5 protein-coding genes and 1 pseudogene are annotated in these 4,488 nt (G+C 34.8%); 3 read left to right on the top strand and 3 right to left on the bottom strand.

Annotated features, from left to right (window positions below; genetic code table 11):
• Positions 1-164, top strand: a pseudogene (locus tag IC220_RS06155) (IS256 family transposase); the annotation flags it as partial.
• Between the two features lie 242 nt (positions 165-406).
• Here the strand turns inward: IC220_RS06155 and IC220_RS06150 are convergent.
• The 3 genes from IC220_RS06150 to IC220_RS06140 form a co-directional block, all read right to left on the bottom strand.
• Positions 407-646 (bottom strand): hypothetical protein, encoded by a 240-nt coding sequence (locus tag IC220_RS06150; RefSeq protein WP_188153607.1) that lies wholly within the window; start codon positions 644-646, stop codon positions 407-409.
• 323 nt (positions 647-969) lie between these two features.
• The gene (locus tag IC220_RS06145) at positions 970-1,527 is read right to left on the bottom strand and encodes a hypothetical protein (protein ID WP_188153606.1); all 558 of its coding nucleotides are present in this window, start codon (positions 1,525-1,527) and stop codon (positions 970-972) included.
• A 192-nt stretch (positions 1,528-1,719) separates the two neighbouring features.
• Positions 1,720-2,907 (bottom strand): phage portal protein, encoded by a 1,188-nt coding sequence (locus tag IC220_RS06140; protein WP_188153605.1) that lies wholly within the window; start codon positions 2,905-2,907, stop codon positions 1,720-1,722.
• A gap of 83 nt (positions 2,908-2,990) precedes the next feature.
• On the opposite strand from IC220_RS06140, the gene lipB reads away from it, so the two are divergent.
• Positions 2,991-3,608, top strand: a complete 618-nt coding sequence (lipB, locus tag IC220_RS06135; RefSeq protein WP_188153604.1) for a lipoyl(octanoyl) transferase LipB — start codon at positions 2,991-2,993, stop codon at positions 3,606-3,608.
• A gap of 98 nt (positions 3,609-3,706) precedes the next feature.
• Positions 3,707-4,213 (top strand): hypothetical protein, encoded by a 507-nt coding sequence (locus tag IC220_RS06130; protein WP_188153603.1) that lies wholly within the window; start codon positions 3,707-3,709, stop codon positions 4,211-4,213.
• The last annotated feature ends 275 nt before the right edge of the window (positions 4,214-4,488 follow it).

The raw sequence follows: 4,488 nt of genomic DNA, 5'->3' as shown, positions 1-4,488 counted from the left end.
AGACCAAGGGCTCATTTACCAGCATAAATGCCTTGTATAAGTTGGTATATTGTGCTATAAAGAAGGCAGAGGAAAAATGGACGATGCCTGTGCATGATTGGGCAGTAGCCATATCTCAGCTTGACATTTTCTTTCCTGGAAGATTGAAAATTGAGTTGAGCTAAAAATGTGGTTTGACACAGTTTATTTAACACTCCCTAGCCGTATGTATAGCTTGCTACCTTGTTTACTGTAAATTAGCAAGTTTTAGTCTTTTTAAGCATTCAGGCATGCCTTCTAACCCTCCAGAGAGTGTGCCTTTACAGGTTATATCAAATCCTGATGTTAGTAGGGGTGGTCAAGGTATAAGTAAATAGACCTCTTGCAAAACCTATTTCTGACGGGAGTGTTAAATAAACCATACGCGTCAAGTTAAGGAACATAGAGAGTTTAAGGTAGATATTCTTGTCTTCCTATATCTATCCTTTATGGAAAATTGTGACCAAGCTGTGATGAGCTTTTTTAAGAAAGTCTTCAAATCGTTAATCTTCCTTATTTTTTCTTCTTCTGAATAAGTGCCATCTACAACACTGATCAACTCTTTTGCAAGAACATCTTGCTGTTCTCTTTGCAGTTCATTAGCTTTTTCTTTTTGTGTATTTAACATAACGCCTCCCTATACACCACCTAAACCTGTTAGGTTTAAATTTATGATATTATAAACATCAAACTCAATAACGCAAGTAATTTTTTTTGTCATACCAAATTGGAAAGATGAGTAGATGAATTTGCTTAAATTCCTCTATTTTGGGAAACACTATAGTATTTTATTTCAATTTGTTCATCAGTAGTTTTTGCAATAATATCCGTCAAAAGTTCTTAGCTATCATTTCAGCTTTTTCCCTTGCTCCTTTACTTCAAAGATATCTTGCTCTTCAAATAACCTTATTTCTGTCATATACAGCTTCTCTCAAACTAGTCTATATTTCTTTACCTAATCAGTTGCTCAATGCATAGCTCACGAATTCTAAATATTTGCTCTGAATTATATACAGTATTACGGGGTAGCCAGTTTTCAATATACTGTTTATGCTTATTCATTTTATAATCACCGATGTATTCTGGTTCTATTTTCTCTTCATCTATTAATTCTAGAGGTTTGTTATCTTCTGGAAAAGTTATATCAATGATTTGGCCCTTATAACGAAGGTAACAGTGCATCTCTGGTATATATAACAAGTTGAATTTTTCTAATATAGAAGAAATGGCAGGAGTATTAATCTTATCCATCATAAAAATAGCCATATGCAGCGTTATATCAACCCCGCATTCACAACCTAACTTATAAATAAGTGCATGTTTAGTACTACATGTTCCGCACTTTTCATTTAGTACTGATAAATAATCAGCACAATCAAGGTTGCGCCCATAAGGCAGTCTGTGCACATAATTTAATGCTTCACAGAATGTTATGATACCAGAAGTTAAAAAGAGATTAGATATAGGTTGTGAATAGAATAAGCGTACATCATTTCTTTCACTAATCATTTACTGCACCGCTTATCAATACTAGTACTTATGTCTGTTTCACTAAAAATATCTGCTGTTGTTGATTTACAGCTTGCAATTGACTTTTTTCCATTATGTATGGTCCCAAAGTATGATGGAAGTATAAATAAATCAAGAAATTTCCATATTTTTATGCTCACATTATAGCAAAATTATACCATATTTTGTACATCAAACTTTTAATTCATCACCACCGGGCAATGGCGGTAAACCAAAGGCTTCTCTTTTTTCATTTAATGTCATGAAACTGGCATTTTCTACATACCTCCACAGTTTTTGCCTCTTTTCCATAAGAATTTCTATCGCATCTTTATCATATGATAAGCACAAATCGTGACCAAATTTAGGTACTAGCCAAGAATTGAGATGACAAATAATGTTTTCTAATATGGGCAAAACTGTCTGCTCCCATAGGGATAATCGTGCTTCAACTAAATTGCTATAAGTGTTGTCACCAGGTATGCCAAGCAATTGCGGTGGCACCCCAAAAGCCAGAGCAATATCACGTGCTGAACTGTGTTTAGAGTCAATGAAATCCATATCTCTCGGTGATAAACTCATTTCTTTCCAATCTAAACCGCCTTCAAGCAGTATTGGCCTACCAGCATTTGCTGGCCCAGAATAATATTGGTCTATCTGCATCTTTAAACGCTGATATTGCTCTTGACTTAAATTTCCTCCACTGCCATCCTTTGCTGGTTTGACAACTATGGCACCGCTTGGCCGCGCTCCATTTTGTAACATAGCTTGATTCCAAGCCCCTGCTTGATTATGCTGATCTATGCTATATGCTGCTGCTTCTATCGGTGAAAGTCCGTACCAATCATTCACAGGATTAAAAGTTTTTAAATGCAACACTGCTGAACGTCCGGTTAGTTTATTAACCTTAAAATCGTAACTGTTGTCGTTCACTGTATAGCGATAAGTGCACGGAACATTGTTTTTTCCAGGAATAATATTAACTCTATCAGGACGCAAAAGGTAAAGCTCTGTTGGCGGATTCTGCGGTTCAATCATCAGCATATAGGCATTGCCACTGATCAGTCGATAAGTAACAATTCCTTCAATAAATTCGGATTTAGATGTAATTGGGTTAGGAGAATAAAGTAATTTTAATAATGGATGAGTTTTTAAGTATGATTTTCCCTGATTAGTAAATTGATAAAGAGTAAAAGGTACTGAGGATACAGCACTTGCGATCATATTTACCGCACGAAAAGCAATGACGTTTTTAATGTAACCTTCTTCAGCAAAACTTGCATAGTCACGCTTGCTCCAACTAGGCTCCATCATTAGCTGTAGAGTGGAATATTGGTTAAGTACTTGTTTTTCTTTTTTTTGGAAAATATTGAATTTCATATGTGCCTCCATAAAAATTGTGGTGAAAATTAGATCTCTTGAGAAAGGGGTATATACTTAGATTATTTAACTGGAAATAAAAGATGGTAGAATGGTTAATATCTAATCAGCTTGTTGATTATAACGATGCTGTGAAATTCATGGAAGAGAGAATTAAATTAATTCATGATGGTCTAGAAAATGAACTGGTGTGGTTACTTGAGCATCCTCCTCTATACACTGCGGGTATTAGTGCAACAGATGCTGAAATTATTGAAAAACTTTTTCCTATCTATAAAACTGGCAGAGGGGGCAAATATACATATCATGGTCCTGGACAACGCGTTGTATATTTAATGCTCAATCTAAAAAAAAGAAACAGATGTGATATTAGATTATATGTTGAAAATTTGAGTAATTGGATCATCAATGTTTTAAAACACTTTGGTATAGCAGGAGAATATAAAAGAGATAGAGTGGGCATTTGGGTCAGTAATAATGGAAGAGAAGAGAAAATTGCAGCTTTTGGTATTCGACTAAGGAAGTGGGTAACGTACCATGGAATAGCTATTAATGTTTCACCAGACCTTGCTCATTATAGAGGAATTATCCCTTGTGGATTGCAAGGGTATGGAGTGACGTCAATGAAAAAGCTACGAGTTGAAATTTCATTTTCTGAGTTGGATGACATACTAAAACAAGAATTCTATGAAATTTTTTAATAGATTCTTTTTGAAATTATATTAATTTTTATATTTTAATTATATTATTTTTAATATTTATAGAGTATATATGAACGTATTAATATCTCAAAAGCAAAATGAAAAAACTACTTGCTTCAACTATATTATCTGCTGTTTTTTTAGCAACACCATGTTTTGGCATTGATGATGTGATTAGAGATAGAGTTTTTGCTTCTTTATCGTATAGTGCTGCTAGCGCTGGGTTTGATGTCGGTTATCACTACACAGACAACCTTAAATTTTCACTTGGCTCCATGATCAAAACTTTTTTTGATATGCCAAACAGAAAAATAGGAGTAGGAACAGGACTCATGGCAAAACTTCATTACCATCATACACTTGAAAGTACCGGGATTACTCCATATGTTTATGCTGGTGCAGGTATTGCCAGGACATACCTTGTAAAAGAAGGCTCTCAAAGTTTCAGGCCTGTTTTAACTCCTGATTACCTTTTTTCTTATCAGGTAGGTGCTGGTATTAATCTGCCACTTTCTTCAAAAACCAATATTTTGGCTGGTTACAGGATACAGAAGCTCGATGAATCTTCACATGGATTTGAGTTCGGAATAAGTTTTAATTTGTAAAAATGAAAAAATTACTTGCTTTAGCGATATTATCCGCTGTTTTTTTGGCAAAACCATGTTTTGGCATTGATGATGTGATTAGGTAGTGTAGACATTCAAAAAGAAAGGAGTTATAATAACAATTTTTGAGAGAAGCTAAGGATGTTATACGACTTAAAAGATAAGCAATGGGAAAGGATAAAGGAGAGTTTACCCGGAAAGAAAGGGGATAGTGGAAGGAGTGCAAAGGACAACAGAAAGTTCATAGCAGCAGTGATGTGGATAGGGCGAACAGG

The organism is Wolbachia endosymbiont of Pentalonia nigronervosa, assembly GCF_014534705.1.
GTDB lineage: Bacteria > Pseudomonadota > Alphaproteobacteria > Rickettsiales > Anaplasmataceae > Wolbachia.
This window is presented reverse-complemented; position numbering and strand designations above follow the sequence as displayed.